This is a genomic window from Enterobacter cloacae complex sp. FDA-CDC-AR_0132, from assembly GCF_003010695.1.
Lineage (GTDB): Bacteria > Pseudomonadota > Gammaproteobacteria > Enterobacterales > Enterobacteriaceae > Enterobacter > Enterobacter ludwigii.
Genome location: NZ_CP027618.1, coordinates 227624 through 244291 on the forward strand (window position 1 = coordinate 227624; position 16668 = coordinate 244291).

15 protein-coding genes are annotated in these 16668 nt (G+C 56.6%); 3 read left to right on the plus strand and 12 right to left on the minus strand.

Annotated features, from left to right (window positions below):
* Positions 1-28: 28 nt before the first annotated feature.
* Entirely contained in the window at positions 29-1165 is a 1137-nt protein-coding gene (gene pdxB / locus AM379_RS01075; protein WP_025203570.1) for a 4-phosphoerythronate dehydrogenase PdxB, read from the minus strand.
* Positions 1166-1278: 113 nt separating this feature from the next.
* Between pdxB and flk the strand changes: the two genes are divergently transcribed.
* A complete protein-coding gene (gene flk, locus AM379_RS01080; protein WP_025203569.1) occupies positions 1279-2283 on the plus strand; it encodes a flagella biosynthesis regulator Flk in 1005 nt (334 codons plus the stop codon).
* 77 nt (positions 2284-2360) lie between these two features.
* Here flk and AM379_RS01085 read toward each other — a convergent pair whose 3' ends face one another.
* Both AM379_RS01085 and fabB read right to left on the minus strand, forming a co-directional pair.
* Positions 2361-3539 carry an MFS transporter gene (locus tag AM379_RS01085; RefSeq protein WP_032678620.1) on the minus strand — a complete coding sequence of 393 codons (1179 nt, stop codon included), beginning with the start codon at positions 3537-3539 and terminating at the stop codon, positions 2361-2363.
* Between the two features lie 205 nt (positions 3540-3744).
* Positions 3745-4962, minus strand: coding sequence for a beta-ketoacyl-ACP synthase I (fabB, locus tag AM379_RS01090; RefSeq protein WP_014171039.1), 1218 nt, complete (start codon positions 4960-4962; stop codon positions 3745-3747).
* Positions 4963-5120: 158 nt separating this feature from the next.
* On the opposite strand from fabB, the gene mnmC reads away from it, so the two are divergent.
* Positions 5121-7118, plus strand: a complete 1998-nt coding sequence (mnmC, locus tag AM379_RS01095) for a bifunctional tRNA (5-methylaminomethyl-2-thiouridine)(34)-methyltransferase MnmD/FAD-dependent 5-carboxymethylaminomethyl-2-thiouridine(34) oxidoreductase MnmC (RefSeq protein ID WP_032678621.1) — start codon at positions 5121-5123, stop codon at positions 7116-7118.
* Between the two features lie 50 nt (positions 7119-7168).
* Here the strand turns inward: mnmC and AM379_RS01100 are convergent, their stop codons facing one another.
* The 6 genes from AM379_RS01100 to prmB are packed head-to-tail and all read right to left on the minus strand — an operon-like array spanning position 7169 to position 11720.
* Entirely contained in the window at positions 7169-7447 is a 279-nt protein-coding gene (locus tag AM379_RS01100; RefSeq protein ID WP_020883115.1) for a YfcL family protein, read from the minus strand.
* 13 nt (positions 7448-7460) lie between these two features.
* Positions 7461-8006, minus strand: coding sequence for an elongation factor P hydroxylase (locus tag AM379_RS01105; protein ID WP_020883114.1), 546 nt, complete (start codon positions 8004-8006; stop codon positions 7461-7463).
* The gene (locus AM379_RS01110) at positions 8006-8815 is read right to left on the minus strand and encodes a sulfite exporter TauE/SafE family protein (RefSeq protein ID WP_014171043.1); all 810 of its coding nucleotides are present in this window, start codon (positions 8813-8815) and stop codon (positions 8006-8008) included. Before AM379_RS01110 ends, AM379_RS01105 begins: the two co-directional genes overlap by 1 nt.
* Entirely contained in the window at positions 8815-9639 is an 825-nt protein-coding gene (gene mepA / locus AM379_RS01115; protein WP_014171044.1) for a penicillin-insensitive murein endopeptidase, read from the minus strand. Before mepA ends, AM379_RS01110 begins: the two co-directional genes overlap by 1 nt.
* A 2-nt stretch (positions 9640-9641) precedes the next feature.
* Positions 9642-10727, minus strand: a complete 1086-nt coding sequence (aroC, locus tag AM379_RS01120; RefSeq protein ID WP_025203566.1) for a chorismate synthase — start codon at positions 10725-10727, stop codon at positions 9642-9644.
* Positions 10728-10787: 60 nt separating this feature from the next.
* Positions 10788-11720 (minus strand): 50S ribosomal protein L3 N(5)-glutamine methyltransferase, encoded by a 933-nt coding sequence (gene prmB / locus AM379_RS01125; RefSeq protein ID WP_014171046.1) that lies wholly within the window; start codon positions 11718-11720, stop codon positions 10788-10790.
* A 145-nt stretch (positions 11721-11865) separates the two neighbouring features.
* On the opposite strand from prmB, the gene smrB reads away from it, so the two are divergent.
* Positions 11866-12417 carry an endonuclease SmrB gene (gene smrB, locus AM379_RS01130; protein ID WP_014171047.1) on the plus strand — a complete coding sequence of 184 codons (552 nt, stop codon included), beginning with the start codon at positions 11866-11868 and terminating at the stop codon, positions 12415-12417.
* A 48-nt stretch (positions 12418-12465) separates the two neighbouring features.
* Here the strand turns inward: smrB and sixA are convergent, their stop codons facing one another.
* The 3 genes from sixA to fadI all read right to left on the minus strand — a co-directional run bounded on the left by sixA (position 12466) and on the right by fadI (position 16618).
* Positions 12466-12951, minus strand: coding sequence for a phosphohistidine phosphatase SixA (gene sixA / locus AM379_RS01135; protein WP_014171048.1), 486 nt, complete (start codon positions 12949-12951; stop codon positions 12466-12468).
* A gap of 209 nt (positions 12952-13160) precedes the next feature.
* Positions 13161-15308, minus strand: a complete 2148-nt coding sequence (fadJ, locus tag AM379_RS01140; protein ID WP_106503370.1) for a fatty acid oxidation complex subunit alpha FadJ — start codon at positions 15306-15308, stop codon at positions 13161-13163.
* Positions 15308-16618: an acetyl-CoA C-acyltransferase FadI gene (gene fadI, locus AM379_RS01145; protein ID WP_032678623.1), complete on the minus strand. Its 1311-nt coding sequence runs from the start codon at positions 16616-16618 to the stop codon at positions 15308-15310. Before fadI ends, fadJ begins: the two co-directional genes overlap by 1 nt.
* Positions 16619-16668 lie beyond the last annotated feature (50 nt).

Below are 16668 nucleotides of genomic sequence, written 5' to 3' on the forward strand. Positions count from 1 at the left end.
GTATCCAACAGGGAGCATTAAGAAGACATTAATGTGCCGGGTGATGAACGGCGTTAAAACCCAGTTTATGCAGCTGCGTCGCAGCCGTTGCGTCGTCGCAAATCACATACAGGGAAGACCACTCGCGGCGCTCAACATAGTTCTTGCGCAGCTTATCAAACTCACCCGGAATACCCGCCACTTTACGCAGCAGCGCGTCATCGCGGCGCACATCATACACCAAATGGACCAGTCGTTTCAGCGTTGCCTGATCGAGTGGCCCGTGCAGGGTAATGCGGCCAAATTCAGGCGCAGGCAGTAAGGTATCCAGCGCCACCTGCTGTGGATGGCCGATAAAGGCGCTATAGGCCTCAAAGACCTGCGTCGTGCCGCGGGCTTTTCCTTCAAGGGTATAACCGGCTATATGCGCCGTTGCGACGTCCACCTTGTTAAGCAGCGCAACGTTAAGCTCAGGCTCCGGCTCCCAGACGTCCAGCACCACGCTAAGCGCTTGCCCCTCGTCCAGACATTTCAGCAACGCAAGGTTATCGACCACCGGGCCCCGGCAGGCATTTATCAGAATAGTGCCAGGCTTCAGACGACGGATCAGGGCTTCGTCAGCAAGGTGCAGCGACTTATAAGGCCCCTCTTTAAACAGTGGCGTATGGAAAGTGATCACATCGCACTGTGCAACCAGTTCATCCAGCGAACGGAAGTCGCCTTCATCACCGTTGTCTTTACGCGGCGGATCGCACAGCAGGGTGCGAATGCCTAACGCCTCAAGACGTTTATGCAGGCGCCCGCCCACGTTGCCCACACCAACAATCCCGACGGTACGGTCCTGCAACGCAAAACCGTCGCGCTCTGCCAGCATCAGCAGGGAGGAGAAGACATATTCCACGACCGCAATGGCGTTGCAGCCCGGCGCGGCTGAAAAACCGATCCCCGCCTGCTTAAGCCATTTATCATCCACATGATCCGTCCCTGCCGTTGCGGTCCCGACAAATTTCACCGCTTTGCCGGAGAGCAACGCCTCATTTACTTTGGTTACCGAGCGCACCATCAGCGCGTCTGCATCATCCAGCTCGTTTACCGGGATCGGCCGACCCGGGACAGCCTTAACGTTGCCGAGGCGGCTAAAGAGCTCGCGGGCATAAGGCATATTTTCATCAACGAGGATTTTCACGTCTGAGTACCTGTTTGAGAGGAAGAAAACCCGTCAAGTGTGCCATAATCTGGCCGCCAGGCATATACGTCTGCCAGGTTTACGCTGAGTTTTGACTTTAAGGATTTTTGACGATGCAGCCCATTTCAGGTACGCCGCCGCGCCCTCCGGGTGAAGGCCCTGTCACGCCAAACGTTGCAGGCGAACAACCGCTATCCACACAACAGCGCACCGTGCTGGAGCGACTGATCACGCGTCTGATCGCGCTGACGTCGCAGCAAAACGCGGAAGTCTGGGCTGGGGTAAAGCACGATTTAGGTGTCAGGAACGACGCACCTTTGCAGTCGCGCCATTTCCCTGCTGCCGAGCAAAACCTGAACCAGCGGATTGATACTGCACAGCAGAATCACAGCACGCGCCAGATTGTCTCGCAGCTGACCGAGCTGTTGGGCCAGGGAAATAACCGCCAGGCGGTGAGTGATTTTATTCGCCAGCAGTTTGGTCAGACCGCCCTGAGCCAGCTGACCCCGGAACAGCTCAAAACCGTACTGACGCTGCTGCAAACCAATCAGCTGTCAATTCCACAGCCTCAGCAACGCCCTGCGACCGAGCGTCCGCTGCTGCCTGCCGAGCACAACACGCTCAAGCAGATGGTGACCAAGCTGGCCGCCGCCACCGGCGAACCAACGAAGCTTATCTGGCAATCAATGCTGGAACTCTCCGGCGTAAAAGCGGGCGAGCTGATCCCGGCGAAACAGTTTACGCATCTGGTGACCTGGCTACAGGCGCGTCAGACGCTCAGCACCCAGACCGCTCCAACCCTGCACACGGTTCAGGCGGCACTTAAGCAGCCGCTGGAGCCGAACGAATTTGACGCCATTCGTGATTACGCCCAGCAAACCTGGCAGGCCACACCGCAAACGGTACTGACCACCGCGCAGGTGCAGGATGTGCTCAATCAGATTTTCGTTCGCCGCGCCGAACGCGAAGGGGGCGTGCCGGAAGCACGAAACATTCAGCCAATCTACAATCCGCTGTTTGCGCCGGTGGTGGAAACGTTCAGAACCCTCTCTGCCCGTCCAGGGTTGATGTTTATTGCGTTAATGATTGCACTGGCGATTTTCTGGCTGGTCGCATAACGGTTTCGCCCGGTGGCGCTACGCCTGCCGGGCCGACAGCACACCGGGGAAGGCATGTCGCCCCGGCACTTAACTAGCTAAGACTGCCGAAAAGCCACCAGCGTCACCACAATGCCCACAACCGCTGCAACCGCGCCCGCCAGGAAAACAGACGGATACCCGAACGACGTCGCTAACAGACCTGCCAGCGGCCCGGTTACCCCGTATGAGATATCCTGAAACGCCGCATAGCCGCCAAGCGCCGTGCCACGCACCTGCGGGGCGACACGTTTTACCACCTCCACACCCAGCGCCGGGAAAATAAGCGAACATCCGCAGCCGGTCAACGCCGCGCCTAACAACGCTACGGACGCAACGGGTGCACTCCACAGTAATAGCAAACCCAGGGTTTCAATCACCAGTGATGCCACTGCAACCTTCATGCCACCAAAACGATCCGGCATCCAGCCGAACAGCACGCGCATTAAGACAAATGCGCCACCAAAGGCGGTCAGCGTAAAACCTGCCATCGCCCAGCCGCGGCTCATAAAGTAGAGCGAGACGAACGTACCGATTACCGCAAAACCGACGCCCTGCAGGGCCAGGCCAAGGCCCGGCTGCCAGATTTGGCCCACCACGCTCCACAAAGACGGGCGCTCCCCTTTATGGGCAGGGACTTTACGTACCGGACCGTTGAATGCCCATGCCAGCAGAGGCAGCATCAGGGTAGTCGCTGCCAGCGCGGCAAAGCCAAAGTGGCTGTGGATAAGCAACCCGAGCGGGGCGCCTGCGGCAAGCGCGCCATAAATGGCCATACCATTCCAGGACATGACTTTGCCGGAGCGTGCAGGCCCCACCAGTCCCATACCCCATGTCAGCGTACCGGTCAGGAGCTGGCTTTCACCAAAGCCCAGGATTAAACGCCCCACGATCAGCAGCGCAAATTTATACGCAGCATCAACTGGCAGGAGAGCGGCCAGCAGCCATGCACCTCCCGCCAGACCACAGGCAAACATGCCCTGTAACGCCGAGCGTTTTGCCCCGTGCTGATCCGCCAGACGTCCGGCGTAACCGCGGGTTAATACCGTAGCCAGGAACTGAATACCCACGGCGACGCCGACCATGGTGTTGCCATAGCCCAGCTCCTGATGAACAAACAGCGGGATCACCGGCAGCGGCAGGCCGACGGTCATATAGGTCAGGAACACCGCAAACGCGATGCGAAACAGCGAGACGTTCGCTGAAGAGGTTGTTTCTGTTTGAGTGACTGCAGTCATGCTTTACTCCGAAATGAAGAGTAAGGCGGGGAAAAACCACGCCCCCTCTTCCTGATAACCAGGATTTAGGTGCGTTGGTTGACGTTGAACGCTTACGCATTATCGTGAGGATAATGTTGAGGTAGGAAGTTTGCCTGCGAGATCAGCCGCTTGTCAATGCATAAAAAAAGGAGCCGTCAGGCTCCCCTTTTGAATCAGTCAGAACTTATGCGTTGTACTTACGCATCACCAGCGTGGCGTTAGTACCGCCAAAACCGAAGCTGTTGGACATGACGGTAGTCAGTGTCGCTTCTTTTGGCTGGGTCACGATGTTCAGACCTGCGGCCTGCTCGTCCATCTCGTCAATGTTGATGCTTGGGGCGATAAAGCCATTTTCCAGCATCAGCAGAGAGTAGATCGCTTCCTGAACGCCAGCAGCACCCAGAGAGTGACCGGTCATGGCTTTGGTCGCGGAGATAGCCGGGCTGTTGTCGCCGAACACTTCACGGATCGCACCCAGCTCTTTCACGTCGCCTACCGGAGTAGAGGTACCGTGGGAGTTCAGGTAGTCGATTGGTGTGTCAACGCCGTGCATCGCCATCTTCATGCAGCGCACTGCGCCTTCACCGGATGGAGCCACCATGTCAGCGCCGTCAGACGTTGCACCGTAGCCCACGATCTCAGCGTAGATGTGCGCACCACGCGCCAGCGCGTGCTCCAGCTCTTCAACCACAACCATACCGCCGCCGCCTGCGATAACGAAACCGTCACGGTGCGCATCATAGGTACGGGATGCTTTATCTGGAGTTTCGTTATATTTGGTGGACAGTGCCCCCATTGCGTCGAATTCACAGGCCATTTCCCAACCCAGTTCTTCGCCGCCGCCAGCAAACACGATGTCCTGTTTACCCAGCTGGATCTGCTCAACCGCATTACCGATGCAGTGTGCGGAGGTCGCACAGGCAGAGCTGATGGAGTAGTTAACGCCGTGGATTTTGAACGGGGTCGCCAGGCAAGCGGAAACCGCTGAACCCATGGCTTTAGTCACAACATAAGGACCTACCGCTTTCAGACCACGTGGGCTACGCATTGCGTCGGCACCAAAGACCTGCGCTTTAGATGAGCCACCGGAACCGGCGATCAGACCTACGCGTGGGTTGTTCTGGTAAACTTCCGCGCTCAGACCCGCATCCGCAATCGCTTCCTGCATGGAGAGATAAGCATAAATAGAGGCATCGTTCATGAAACGAACCACTTTACGGTCAATCAAACCGGTGGTGTCCAGTTTGACGTTACCCCATACGTGGCTACGCATACCTGAATCTTTAAACTCTTCAGAGAAAGTGATCCCGGAGCGTCCTTCACGCAGAGATGCCAGGACTTCCTGCTGGTTATTACCGATGCTGGAAACGATGCCCAGGCCAGTAATCACTGCACGTTTCATTCAATACCTCTGTAAGTCGCACTATATTAAGTTTCGAGTCGCACAATAGCGTACACTTGTACGCCGAACAAGTCCGATCAGACATTTTCTGCGGAAATTTGCACCGATGGACGCACATCGTTAAGATCGTGTCACTGCCTGTCAGACGAGTAACTTACGTGAAACAAAACGCTATACAACCCGCCAACCTCGAATTCAACGCTGAGGGTACACCTGTTTCCCGAGATTTTGATGACGTCTACTTTTCTAATGATAACGGACTGGAAGAAACCCGCTATGTTTTCCTCGACGGAAACCAGTTAAACGCCCGTTTCCCCACGCATCCGCGCAGTCTGTTCGTGGTCGCTGAGAGCGGGTTTGGTACCGGTCTGAATTTTCTCACCCTCTGGCAGATGTTCGATCAGTTTCACGCTGCTCACTCTGACGCTACACTGCAAAGATTACATTTCATCAGTTTTGAAAAATTTCCGCTCACCGCGCATGACCTTCGTCTCGCCCATCAGCACTGGCCGGAACTTGCGCCATGGGCGGAGCAGCTTCAGGCGCAGTGGCCGCCGCACCTCGGCGGCTGTCATCGTCTGCTGCTGGACGGCGGGCGCGTCACGCTGGATCTGTGGCTCGGCGACATCAATGAACTGACCGATAAGCTTGATGATTCAATGAATCAGAAAGTGGACGCATGGTTCCTTGATGGTTTTGCCCCCGCCAAGAATCCGGACATGTGGAGCCAGCATCTGTTTAACGCAATGGCACGCCTGGCGCGTCCTGGCGCAACGCTCGCGACCTTCACCTCGGCAGGCTTTGTCCGCCGCGGATTGCAGGAGGCCGGCTTTACCATGCAAAAGACCAAAGGTTTTGGTCGCAAGCGCGACATGCTGGTCGGAAGAATGGATCAGACGCTGGAGATCCCCGCTCAGACGCCCTGGTTTTCACGCAGCGCCAGCACATCACGAGAGGTAGCAATTGTCGGCGGCGGGATTGCCAGCGCCCTGCTTTCGCTCGCGCTTTTACACCGTGGCTGGCAGGTAACGCTCTACTGCGCCGACGACGCGCCGGCAAAGGGCGCTTCCGGCAACCGCCAGGGGGCGCTCTACCCACTGTTAAGCGCTCACGATCCGGCGCTGAGCCAGTTTTTCCCGGTAGCCTTTACCTTTGCCCGGCGCCTGTATGATGCCCTGCCTGTGGCGTTTGACCACGACTGGTGTGGCGTTACGCAACTGGGCTGGGATGAGAAGAGCCAGCAAAAAATCGCGCACATGTTGTCGCTGGGTCTGCCGCTCGAAATTGCCCGGGCGGTGAATGCGCAGCAGATAACCGAAACCGCGGGCGTCGATACGGGCTGCGACGGTATCCACTATCCGCTCGGTGGCTGGCTGTGTCCGGCAGATCTGACGACGGCAGCCATTGCGCTGGCGCAGTCGCGCGGGTTGACGGTGCACTATTCCCGCCAGGTCGCCTCACTTCACCACACGGAGCACTGGAACCTGCATTTCACCACGGGCGAAGAGGCGCAGCATACCTGCGTAGTGCTGGCCAACGGTCACCCTATCAGCCAGTTCAACCAGACGGAAAAGCTGCCGCTTTACCCTGTCGGCGGCCAGGTCAGCCATATCCCCACCTCGCCAGCGCTGGAAAAACTGCAGCAGGTACTCTGCTACGACGGCTATCTGACGCCACAAAATCCGTCCAACGGCCACCACTGCATTGGTGCCAGCTACCATCGCGGTGAGACCGACATGCGCTACAGCGAAGACGATCAGCAGCAAAATCGCCAGCGCCTGCTCAACTGCTTCCCGCAGGCCGACTGGGCAAAAGAGGTTGATATCAGCGCCGGTGACGCGCGCTGTGGCGTACGCTGTGCCACCCGGGACCATCTGCCGATGGCGGGAAATGTGCCTGACTATGAAGCAACGCTTGAGGCCTATCAGGATCTTGCTGAAAACCGTGATACCGCGGTGAGTGCGCCAGTTTATCCGCAGCTGTTTATGCTCGGGGGGCTCGGTTCACGGGGATTGTGCTCAGCGCCGTTGCTGGCCGAAGTGCTGGCGGCACAGATGAGTGATGAGCCCGTTCCGCTGGACAGCGTTACGCTTGCGGGGCTCAATCCCAACCGTTTGTGGGTACGGAAGTTACTGAAAGGAAAAAGGGTGAAGTAACGTGCGGGCTAATGCCCTCCCTCTCCCACCGGGAGAGGGAGGAGAAATGACTACCTGGCTTTTGCCTGCTGGAACAGGGTGTCCCACATACCCAGCACTAATGACTGGTCACGCGGAGAGAGTTCCCCTGCCTGGATCGCTTTCTCCAGGCTGCGGCTCACTTCATCATGAATGGCCTCGGCAGAGTGATCGTCCCCTGCTTCCAGCTCAGCGACAGCCAGCGTCAGGTGACCACGCAGATAACCGCTGGCGAACAGCTCATCATCACTGGCGTGTTCCACCATGTCATCAATTAACGCCAGAATGCGTGATTCAAATTCTGCGATCATCTTCTTTCCTCTGTTAAAGATCTTCCGGCCAAGGGAAGCATTCCGCCGTGATCTCCGGCGTGTGGTAATAATTCTGTAAGGCCTCGATCAGGCGCGCCGGACGTTCCGGGATGCCTTTCTCAAGATACTCCATCACCTGCGCATGAACGCGGCGCTGGAAGACAATACGGTCTGGCTCGACCTCTCCTTCGAGGTTGTCACAGCTGACGTTGAACGGGAAACCTGCCGCCACACAGAATAACCATTCCAGCGCCTGCGGTTTCACCTCCACATCTTCAAACTGGCTCTGCGTGGCGGCGTCACGGCCGTCCGGACAATACCAGTAGCCGAAGTCCACCTGCTCACGACGCGCTTTCCCCGCTATACACCAGTGCGAAATCTCGTGTAACCCGCTGGCGTAAAAGCCGTGCGCGAACACGATACGGTTATACGGCACGTCCGCATCAGCAGGAAGATAGATCGGTTCGTCGTCGCCTTTAATCAGACGGGTATTAAAATCATCAGCAAAACAGCCATCAAAAATCTCAATCAGCTGTTCGTATTTATGGGTTGTGTTCATTAATTCATTCCCAGCCAGGTGAGGATCTCTTGTCCATGGCTGTCATAAAGCAGTTTGGCACTCATGACCGCTGAGACGACAACAATCATCGGGCGAATGAGCTTCTGTCCTTTGCTTAATACCAGACGCGAGCCCGCGCGTGCGCCTAAAAACTGCCCTGCCATCATCACAAATCCGGTTGCCCAGATAACTTTGCCACCAATGATAAACAGCAGCAGGCCGCCGACGTTTGACGTCGCATTGAGCACTTTGGCGTGGGCGGTGGATTTAGCGAGATTAAAGCCGGCCAGCGTCACGAACGCAAGGGCATAGAACGAGCCTGCTCCGGGGCCAAAGAAGCCATCGTAAAACCCGACGCAGCCACCCGCGATAAGAGCGAACGGCAGGCCATGCAGACGTCGCTGCCGGTCTTCTTCCCCGAGCTTTGGCATCAACAAAAAGTAGAGACCGATGCAGATAACCAGAATGGGGAGGATCTGGCGCAGAATATCGGACTGTACATGCTGAACCAGCAGTGCACCCGAGGTCGAACCAATAAAGGTCATCAGGATATTGAGCTTCTGGTCAGCCAGACTGACGACCTTACGGCGAATAAAATAGAGCGACGCGGAGAGCGAGCCGCCGCACGCCTGAAGCTTGTTAGTGGCGAGCGCCTGTGCCGGGCTCATGCCCGCGGCCAGCAGCGCCGGTACGGTTAACAAACCACCGCCGCCCGCCAGAGCATCAATAAACCCGGCCAGCATCGCCACAAAGAAAAGCACCACCAACAGAAGCGGCGACACCATAAACAGTTCGACGAAATTATCCATTAAAGTACATGCTCATCCAGTAGCGCCTGGCAGGAAGGCGGCAACGGAGGCGGTGTCTTCTTCTCAGGCTTAGAGGTTCCAGGTTTTGCCGGCTCAAACCAGCTCTGCAGTTCCGCACCACAGCCATCGCCTGGCGGGGGTAACGGCTGATCTTCACATTCCAGGCTGTTTGCCGGGCAGCGCAGACGAACGTGCATATGTGCACGATGCTGGAACCACGGGCGCACTTTACGCAGCCAGTCGCGATCGGTGCCGGCATCCAGGCAGAGCTGCTGCTTGATGGCCGGGTTCACGAAAATCCGCGTGACATCGTTATCTTTCGCCGCCAGCTTAATCATGCTGAAGACGTCCTGCGTCCACAACGATGGCACGACGTTTTTACCGTCGCGCGCCACCAGATCCAGCGCCTGCGGTTTCAGCAACTGGGCTGAACTCCAGCGCGCTTTCGGCAGTTGCAGGAAGATATCGACATCGAGACCGGTCTGGTGACTGGCGTGTCCGCCGTTGAACCGACCGCCGGCAGGCATCCCCATATCGCCAATCAGCATCGTGCCCAGCCCCAGGTTATGCACCTGGTTTCCCAGACGCTGGATAAACAGCACCAGATCCGGGTGGCCAAAATAACGACGCTGGTCGGTACGCATCACCTGATAGGTATCGGACTGCAGCGGAAGTTCCTGTGCCCCAACGATACAGCCGTTCGAGAACGCGCCAATAGACTGCGCGCTGCCCGCCACAGGATGGGTGATTTTCTGCCATGGCGTCGCGGCCAGACTGGCTCCACTGGCAAGCAGTGCCAGCAGAGCAATGACGGTTTTTTTCATGTTTACCAGCGTGGAATGGTGGTCGTCACATCCGCATTCTGCGCGCGCTGGCGCAGGAAGTGATCCATCAGTACGATCGCCAGCATCGCTTCTGCGATCGGCACCGCACGGATCCCCACACAGGGATCGTGACGTCCTTTAGTGATCATCTCAACTTCTTCGCCAGAGCGGTTAATCGTGTGGCCTGGCACGGTAATGCTGGAAGTCGGTTTCAGCGCAATATTGGCAATAATCTGCTGACCGCTGCTGATACCGCCGAGGATGCCGCCCGCGTGGTTGCTCTGGAAACCGTCTTTGGTGATTTCGTCGCGGTTCTGGCTGCCCCGCAGCGCAACGACGTCAAAACCGTCGCCAATTTCTACGCCCTTCACCGCGTTGATGCTCATCAGTGCGTGAGCGATGTCCGCATCCAGACGGTCAAATACCGGTTCACCCCAGCCTGGCGGTACGCCATCAGCCACGACGGTGACTTTGGCACCAATGGAGTCGCCCTCTTTTTTCAGGCCACGCATCAGTTCGTCCAGCGCTTCCAGCTTATCTGCATCGGCACAGAAGAACGGATTTTGCTCGACCAGATCCCAGTCTTTGATAGCCAGTGGAATATCGCCCATCTGGGTCAGACAGCCGCGGATCACAATGCCAAATTTCTGCTGCAGGTATTTTTTGGCGATAGCCCCTGCCGCAACGCGCATCGCGGTTTCACGGGCAGACGAACGTCCGCCGCCGCGATAATCACGGAAGCCATACTTTTGTTCGTAGGTGTAATCGGCGTGTCCAGGACGGAACACATCTTTGATGGCGCCGTAATCCTGCGAGCGCTGATCGGTATTTTCAATCAGCAGCCCGATGCTGGTGCCGGTGGTGCGGCCTTCGAAAACGCCGGAAAGAATTTTGACCTGGTCCGGCTCGCGACGCTGCGTGGTGTAGCGAGAAGTCCCCGGACGACGACGGTCGAGGTCGTGCTGTAAATCAGCTTCGGTCAGTTCGATGCCTGGCGGTACGCCGTCAACGATACAGCCCAGTGCCAGCCCGTGCGATTCACCAAAGGTGGTCACCCGGAATAATTGTCCAATACTGTTTCCTGCCATCACGGCTCCGATGTCGTTATTTGTGTTTGAGCGTTGTGAAACGGGCCGAAGCCCGCTGGATTAATCTTTGTAAATGCTGAAGTATTCGCGCGCGTCAAGCAGCTGCGCTTTGGTCAGCATAAAGACGCCGTCACCGCCGTTATCGAACTCAAGCCAGGTGAACGGCACATCCGGGTACTGCTCTATCAGATGTACCATGCTGTTGCCCACTTCACAAATCAGAACACCGTCGTCGGTCAGATAATCCGGCGCGCAGGCCAGAATGCGACGGGTAAGCTTCAGGCCATCAGAGCCTGACGCCAGACCCAGCTCCGGCTCGTGGCGATATTCGTTTGGCAGATCGGACATGTCTTCCGCATCAACATACGGCGGGTTGGTGACGATCAGATCGTACTGCAGCGTTGGCAGATCGCGGAACAGATCGGAGCGGATTGGCGTAACGTGATGGATCAGACCGTGTTCTTCAATATTGTGCTCGGTCACAGCCAGCGCATCGGTGGAGATATCCACGGCATCCACTTCCGCTTCCGGGAAGGCGTACGCACAGGCAATCGCGATACAGCCGCTGCCGGTACACATATCAAGGATATGCTCTGGCTGATGGTTAATCAGGCCTTCAAAGTGGTTGTTGATCAGTTCGCCAATCGGCGAGCGCGGCACCAGAACGCGTTCATCAACATAGAACTCGTGACCACAGAACCAGGCTTTGTTGGTCAGATAGGCAACCGGAATGCGCTCGTTAACGCGGCGGATAACACGCTCCACGATACGGTGCTTTTCGCTGGAGGTCAGGCGTGCGGTACGCATGTCTTCCGGAATATCGAGCGGCAGGTAGAGGGACGGCAGCACCAGTTGAACGGCCTCATCCCACGGGTTATCGGTACCGTGCCCGTACCAGATATTTGCGGCGCTGAAGCGGCTAACCGACCAGCGCAACATGTCCTGTATGGTATGCAGCTCGTTTACTGCTTCATCGACAAAAATTTTATCCACTCTTTCCTCCAGGGCATGCTCGCATAATTTTCGGCGGCTAGTTTGCCATGAAGACGGCGATAAATCAGCAATGACGCGTCGCGCTTGAGGTTAAAAAATGCGTTTAGTCGGGTACACTGTCGGAAATACGAGATGAGAATGACCCATGAAAAAGAAAACATCCCTTAGCGAGGAGGATCAGGCGCTCTTCCGTCAGCTGATGACCGGGACGCGTCAAATCAAGCAGGACATCATTGTCCACCGTCCGATGCGCAAAAAAATCACGGAAGTCCCGGTCAAGCGATTGCTCCAGGAGCAGGCGGATAATAGCCACTATTTTTCAGATGAATTTCAGCCGCTGCTCAATACGCAGGGCGCGGTGAAGTACGTACGGGAAGATGTCAGCCACTTTGAGCTGAAAAAATTACGCCGGGGGGATTACTCGCCCGAACTGTTTCTTGATCTGCACGGTTTGACGCAGATGCAGGCGAAGCAGGAGCTGGGAGCGTTAATTGCCGCCTGTCGTCGCGAACATGTTTTCTGCGCCTGCGTGATGCACGGCCACGGCAAACATATTCTGAAGCAGCAAACACCGCTATGGCTGGCTCAGCATCCCCACGTGATGGCGTTTCATCAGGCACCCAAAGAGTACGGCGGAGATGCCGCATTACTGGTGTTGATTGAAGTAGAAGAGTGGCAGCCGCCAGAATTACCCTGACAGGACGGCGGGAGGCATATTCTGCTCCCCGCCATATCGCACGTCACATCAGATAGCTTTTGCCATCTTCAGATTGCACGGACTCATTTGCCAGTTGAAGACCCCTTTGCCCGTTTCGTCGAGAGCGACGTTGGCAATGGCGGAAGTCGTGAACATCGGCGGCGTCTCGCCCGGGCACAGCTCAGATACCAGATAGCCAACGAGTGGCAGGTGGGAAATGACCAGCGCGGAAGCGACACCTTCATTGCACAGCGCCTGAAGATAAGCGCTGACAAGGCCGACATCACCGCACGGGGTGAGTTCCGGGAGAACATCCACACTGGCTGGCAGGTTCATACACTCCCCCACCACTTCCAGCGTCTGTTCTGCACGCAGGAACGGACTCACCAGAACGCGTTCGATGTCCACTTTTTGACCTTTAAGCCAGGTCGCCATCAGACGAGATTCGTCGCAGCCACAGACGGTCAAAGGACGTACTGAGTCACTGGCGGCATCGAGTGCCGCGTCGCCGTGACGCATGATAAAAACTTGCATATTGCACCGCTTTTGTTAACCAGAATCACCGGCGTTGACTACCCGCGATTACCGCTCCGAGGTAGAAAACCCGATGGTCGGGCATTGTGCCTGATCCATTCGGTGAATGAAACGCTGTTTTTTACCTCAATGGCGTAAGTATAGTCAATCTCTGTTTACAAAATCGCCAAAACAGGTTCATACACTTCAGGATTTACCCTTTTTTGACCTCAACTTACGAGGACAGTTTCCCTTGAAGGCCAAAATGTCTGGCCCCGTTCCGCCATCTGCAATAATTCGTCACACGGTGTAAACCGCGGACCGTATTGCGAGGCCAGACGTTGCAGGATTGCAACCACTTCACCCGCACCGAGAGTGTCCATGTAACGGAACGGGCCGCCGAGGAACGGCGGGAAACCAATACCAAATACCGCACCGATGTCACCATCGCGCGCGCTTTTAATCACCTGCTCACCAAAGCAGCGTGCCGCTTCATTAAGCATCATCATCACACAGCGTTCAGCACATTGAACGGGTGACAGTTTTCCCTGACCGGTTGTCGGAATAAGCCCATAAACCGAAGGGTCGACCTGTTTCTTGCTTTTACGCCCTTTCGCGCCGTAAAGATAGAAACCGCGTTCATTTTTTCTGCCTTTGCGATCGTCCTTCAAAATTGCAGAAACAATGTTTGCAGGCGGGCTAAAACGATCTCCATAAGCATCTTCCAGCACAGGTATAATTTTAGTGCCGGTGTCGATTCCCACCTCATCCAAAAGTTGGATTGGGCCAACGGGGAACCCAAACTTCACCAGCGCCTCGTCGACGTGTTCGATCTTCTCCCCTTCCGTCAGCAGCCGCATCGCTTCATTTATATAAGGCGCCAGAATGCGGTTAACGTAAAAGCCGGCTTTGTCCGCCACCACTATCGGTGTTTTCCCCTGCATTTTGGCCAGTTTAACCACGGTAGCAACGGTTTGCGGGCTGGTGCTGGCGTGCGGGATAACCTCCACCAGCGGCATTTTTTCAACCGGACTGAAATAGTGCAGGCCAATCACCTGCTCCGGACGCTGGGCTCTGGCCGCAATATCACCAATGGGCAATGACGAGGTGTTCGACGCAAAAATGGTATGGGGTGCGCAATGTTGCTCAACGTCAGCCACCATCTGCTGCTTAAGCGCCAGGTCTTCAAACACCGCTTCAATCACCAGATCGCGATGGGCAAAACCGCTGTAGTCTGTCGTGCCGGAGATCAGTGCCAGGGTTTTATCACGCCCATTGGCCTTGATATGGCGGCGTTTAACCTTTTGATCAAGGTTCTGCCAGCTGTACTGCAGCGCGTGATTGATTCCTTTCGCATTGATGTCTTTGATACGTACAGGCAATTTGCCTTTGCTAGCGGTAACAAAAGATATTCCGCCCCCCATCAGCCCGCCCCCCAGTACGCCAATGGCATGCAGCGGGGCAGGCTGCGCCTCGCTGCCGGGGTCTTTTTTTACCTCTGTACTGGCAAAAAAGATGTTACGCAGCGCCTGAGACTGCGCCGTCATCGCCAGCTCGCCAAAGGCTTTTGCTTCTGCGGCATAGCCGCTGCTGCTGCCCTGAGATAAGCCCACTTCAATAACCTCAAGGATACGTTTCGCCGCCGGGTAGTTGCCTTTGGTTTTTTGTTCGGTTTTCTTGCCCGCCATGCTGAACACGAGTGTGCGGCCCAGTGGCCCGGCCAGCACGCGCTCACGCACCGGCAGAGGACGTTTTGCCTGCCGTCCTTTGAGCGCCAGTTCAACCGCCGCCTCAAGCAAAATTGAGTGAGGAACCACCTCGTCGACCAGGCCGGCTTTCAGCGCCTGACGGGCACGCAGTTGTTTGCCGGTTAATATCATTTCCAGCGCAGTGCTGACCCCAACCAGACGCGGCAGACGCTGCGTCCCGCCGGAGCCAGGAAGGAGGCCTAACTGCACTTCAGGCAGGCCCAGAACGGTTTTCGCATCGTCGGTACAAATGCGGCTGTGACAGGCCAACGCCAGCTCCAGCCCACCGCCCAGACAGGCACCGTGGATCGCCGCGATAACAGGGATAGACAACGCATGGATCTCCGCCATGACCTGTTGCCCCTGACGCGCCAGCTCTTCGGCTTCCTGAGCGTTTTGCGCCCTGGCAATCATGTTGATATCGGCTCCGGCAATAAAGTTGTCCGGTTTCGCCGAGATAAACACCAGGCCGCGAATCGCTTTGTTCTCGCGGATCTGCTTTAGCATCGCGCGCACCTGAACGCCGAACTCGGCTTTCAGGGTGTTCATCTTCTCGTTGGGAACATCGATAGTAATAACAGCGACGTTATCGAGGCGTACCGTCAGATTAAATGCAGATGGCATATCCATTATTCAGCCTCCAGAACCATTGCCGCGCCCAGACCACCCGCTGCGCAGGCGGTTACGAGACCAAAACCACCGCCCCGGCGGCGTAACTCATGTAATGTCTGGGTGATCATCCTCGCCCCCGTCGCCGCAAATGGATGACCGTAGGCGATGGAGCCACCCAGGACGTTAAATTTGCTCTGATCCACTTCGCCAGTGGCATGCGCCCGGCCAAGAACATCGCGCGCGAAACGTTCACTCGCCAGCAGTTGTATGTTTGCCAGGGTTTGTGCGGCAAATGCTTCGTGCATATCAATGAGGGTTAAATCCGCGAGGGTAAGTCCCGCGCGTTCCAGCGCCAGCGGTGTGGACCACGCCGGCCCTAACAACATGTCCTGCCACACATCTATCGCCGTGAAGGCGTAGCTGCGCAGGTAGCCCAGCGGTTTTATGCCCAGCTCTTTGGCACGGGATTCCGTCATCAGGATCACCGCGGCGGCACCGTCCGTCAGCGGAGTACTGTTGGCGGCCGTGACGGTACCGTGTTTGCGGTCAAATGCCGGACGGAGCCTGGCGTAATCCGCCATCGTCGAGCTGCCGCGAATATTGTTATCTTCTGAGAGCGGTTCACGGTATGGCGGGATGTACGCCGTCATGACTTCATCAGCCAGTTTGCCTTCCGACCAGGCTTTCGCCGCCAGCTGATGTGAGCGATGAGCCAGCGCATCCTGCTGCTCACGGGTGATCCCGTAAGTTTTTGCCATCTGCTCGGCGGTATCGCCCATTCTCAGACCGGTGGAATACTCCGCCACTGCGGGCGGTACAGGCATAAGGTCACGCAGGCGTAAGCGGGAGAAAAGTTTGAGTTTCTGACCGACGGTACGGGCTTTGTTGGCGTCAACCAGGATCCGGGCCAGCTTTTTACTGACCCCAATCGGCAGAACCGAAGAGGAGTCCGCCCCGCCGGCGATCCCAGCGCGAATGGTACCTGCCATCAGGCTTTCAGCCACGTTAGCCACCGCCTGGAAGCTGGTAGCACATGCCCGGCTGACGCTGTAGGCATCAGTGTGGACGTTCATCCCCGTACCGAGGACGATTTCGCGCGCAATATTGGGTGCTTCAGGCATCTGCACAACCTGGCCAAAAACCAGCTGCTCGATGACCTCAGGCGGAATTTCGCTGCGAGCCAGCATCTCCCCCACCACCATTTTCCCCAGATCGACAGCCGGTATGCCATGAAACGCTGTCGCCTGACGTGCAAATGGCGTACGTAATCCACTGACAATGGCAATGCGATCGCCCTGACGGGTAATAAGCGGTAACGCCTGACTCATAACCTTCCCCTGTAAAATTTTTTACTCAAACATAAAGTGGTCTGACCTGA

What these genes read in the sequence shown, in the direction of transcription:
- mepA (WP_014171044.1), bottom strand. Translation starts at nt 9,639, where the DNA reads ATGAAAAAAACCGTCATTGCTCTGCTGGCACTGCTTGCCAGTGGAGCC.
- AM379_RS01110 (WP_014171043.1), bottom strand. Translation starts at nt 8,815, where the DNA reads ATGGATAATTTCGTCGAACTGTTTATGGTGTCGCCGCTTCTGTTGGTG.
- fadI (WP_032678623.1), bottom strand. Translation starts at nt 16,618, where the DNA reads ATGAGTCAGGCGTTACCGCTTATTACCCGTCAGGGCGATCGCATTGCC.
- AM379_RS01085 (WP_032678620.1), bottom strand. Translation starts at nt 3,539, where the DNA reads ATGACTGCAGTCACTCAAACAGAAACAACCTCTTCAGCGAACGTCTCG.
- sixA (WP_014171048.1), bottom strand. Translation starts at nt 12,951, where the DNA reads ATGCAAGTTTTTATCATGCGTCACGGCGACGCGGCACTCGATGCCGCC.
- smrB (WP_014171047.1), top strand. Translation starts at nt 11,866, where the DNA reads ATGAAAAAGAAAACATCCCTTAGCGAGGAGGATCAGGCGCTCTTCCGT.
- fabB (WP_014171039.1), bottom strand. Translation starts at nt 4,962, where the DNA reads ATGAAACGTGCAGTGATTACTGGCCTGGGCATCGTTTCCAGCATCGGT.
- fadJ (WP_106503370.1), bottom strand. Translation starts at nt 15,308, where the DNA reads ATGGATATGCCATCTGCATTTAATCTGACGGTACGCCTCGATAACGTC.
- aroC (WP_025203566.1), bottom strand. Translation starts at nt 10,727, where the DNA reads ATGGCAGGAAACAGTATTGGACAATTATTCCGGGTGACCACCTTTGGT.
- AM379_RS01105 (WP_020883114.1), bottom strand. Translation starts at nt 8,006, where the DNA reads ATGAACACAACCCATAAATACGAACAGCTGATTGAGATTTTTGATGGC.
- AM379_RS01100 (WP_020883115.1), bottom strand. Translation starts at nt 7,447, where the DNA reads ATGATCGCAGAATTTGAATCACGCATTCTGGCGTTAATTGATGACATG.
- flk (WP_025203569.1), top strand. Translation starts at nt 1,279, where the DNA reads ATGCAGCCCATTTCAGGTACGCCGCCGCGCCCTCCGGGTGAAGGCCCT.